The 2,458-nt window shown below is 38.9% G+C and carries 2 protein-coding genes; one reads left to right on the top strand and one right to left on the bottom strand.

Annotated features, from left to right (window positions below):
• Window positions 1–40: 40 nt before the first annotated feature.
• Entirely contained in the window at window positions 41–232 is a 192-nt protein-coding gene (gene rpmB / locus HMPREF1040_RS04805; protein ID WP_036257655.1) for a 50S ribosomal protein L28, read from the bottom strand.
• A 142-nt stretch (window positions 233–374) separates the two neighbouring features.
• Here rpmB and recG point away from each other — a divergent pair, with 142 nt between their 5' ends.
• Window positions 375–2,417, top strand: coding sequence for an ATP-dependent DNA helicase RecG (gene recG / locus HMPREF1040_RS04800; protein WP_007392807.1), 2,043 nt, complete (start codon window positions 375–377; stop codon window positions 2,415–2,417).
• Window positions 2,418–2,458 lie beyond the last annotated feature (41 nt).

Genomic DNA, 2,458 nt, shown 5'->3' with positions numbered 1-2,458 from the left:
AGTCGACGTCTCCTCATGAATCATCTCTTTTTATATACTATTACACATCACGCTGAACTTTGTCGGAACGAAGGCAACGAGTGCAGACATTAACATGTTTCACTTCACCTTCTACCATAGCGCGTACTTTCTGGATATTCGGTTTCCAGGTTCTTTTGGTTTTTAAATGGGAATGGCTGACATTCATCCCGCTCATTTTACCTTTGCCACAAATTTCGCAATAGTTTGCCACTGGTCACACCTCCCTGCACCACTCACAGTACAACATACAAAGTTTATCATAAATAAAGTTCTAAAGCAAGATTTATTTTTTAACTTGTTTTATGGGAATGTGATACAATGAAAATATATATAGATATGAGAGAGGTTTATTTATGAATGATTCATTGTGCCAATTGAAAGGTATTGGAGCAAAAAAACAGGCACTTTTTGCTCGCTTGGGAATTCATACGATACAAGACTTATTACAATATTTCCCGCGTCAATATGAAGATCGGCAACATATTGTACCGATAAGAAGTATAGGACGATGGGGGGATAAAAAAGTACTGGTTTGTGGAGTTATTCAGCAAATTCAAGAAATTCATCCTCGCAAAGGCTTATCTATACTTAAGGTACGTGTTTCTGATGATACGGGAATGGTAGAATTGATATGGTTTAATCAACCGTATAAAAAGAAAAGTCTTTCTTTATTTTCGCAGGTTACGGTTTTTGGTAATGCCACATTATCATATGGGATATGGCAAATGAATAATCCTGAAATAGAACAAGGGTGTTGTGTTTATGAAGCGTTACTTCCGCTGTATGGTTTGACGGAGGGGTTACGGCAGCAGGATATTCGTAAGGCGGTACAGGCAGCTTTGGCATTAGTAAAACAAAGAAATAGTATAGACTCAGAGCCTCAACAAGGGTTTGTGGTCAATCCTTATCGTTGTATGAGTACTTATGAAGCATATGAAAAAATGCATTTCCCAAAAACGATGGAAGTTCAGCAAAAGGCTCGAAAGCAATTAGCTTTTGAAGAGTTGTTTGATTTACAATTAGGACTATTATTGAGAAGACGACATGAACGTATGGTAAAAGGGGTTAAATGTACGGTTAATGGAGCGTTGTTAAAGCAATTTATTTCCTCTCTTTCTTTTACGCTCACGAAGGGTCAGATAAAGGCATTTTTAGATATCCAAGATGATATGGAAGGGGATGTGCCGATGCAACGTCTTATTCAGGGCGATGTAGGGTCGGGAAAAACGGTGGTTGCTGCTTTGGCGTTATTAAAGGCGGTAGAAAATGGATATCAGGGGGTATTGATGGCACCAACAGAAATATTAGCGACACAGCACTTTGAAGAGTTTTCACGCCTTTTCCAATCTTTTCCTGTAAAAATTGCGTTGTTGACGGGTAGAATAAATCGTACTCAACGAAAACAATTAGTAGAAGAATTGCAGCAAGGAACTATTCACATTCTTATCGGTACACATGCGTTATTACAACCTGATGTTATTTTTTCACAATTAGGCTTAGTGGTAACGGATGAGCAGCATCGATTTGGTGTACGGCAACGGGCTATTTTACAAAATAAAGGGAAAGCACCACATGTTTTATTTATGACAGCAACGCCTATTCCTAGAACGTTAGCACTTTCTGTATATGGTGATTTAGATGTATCTTCGATTCGGGAGATGCCACCAGGAAGGCAAATTGTTAAAACCTATGTTATAGGCGAAGCTATGCGGGCACGGATGTATCAATTCATGAAAAAGATAATGATGCAAGGGCAACAATGTTATGTGGTATGTCCGTTAGTAGAAGAATCGGCTCATTTAGATGTACAGGCCGCAACGGCATTATATGAAAAGTTAAGTACGCAGGTTTTTACTGAATTTCGTTGTGCTTTGGTTCACGGGCAGTTAGGCAGTACAGAAAAAGAAGAAATCATGACAGCTTTTCAGCAAGGGAAGATTGATTTGTTAGTGGCCACAAGTGTTATTGAAGTGGGAGTGAATGTACCGAATGCGACGATTATGGTTATTGAAGATGCAGAACGATTTGGCTTGGCCCAATTGCATCAATTGCGCGGGCGTGTTGGTAGAGGTACAGCACAGTCTTATTGTATTCTTTTGGCTAAAGGAAAGAATAAGGAAACACAGCAACGGTTACATTGGATGGAAACGATTCATGATGGATTTGCGTTATCGGAAAAAGATTTGTTATTGCGTGGTGCAGGACGACTATTTGGTTATGTTCAGCATGGGTTACCTGATTTAAAAGTTGCGAATATTTTAGGGGATATTGATATTTTGATAGCAGCAAGAGAAGCGGCAACCTTATATGTGCAAGGTAATATAGATGAAGTTGCGATTATAGAGAAAATTAGCCGTCGCTTTGGTGGGCATTTTACGAGAATATTGAATCATTAAGTTTTGCTTTGGAAAGGAGCTGATTGGTTTTTGTGTTCATG

The organism is Megasphaera sp. UPII 135-E, assembly GCF_000221545.1.
Taxonomy (GTDB): Bacteria; Bacillota; Negativicutes; order Veillonellales; family Megasphaeraceae; genus Megasphaera; species Megasphaera hutchinsoni.
Note: the sequence above shows the minus strand (reverse complement) of the source record. Positions and strands in the feature narration are given on the sequence as shown.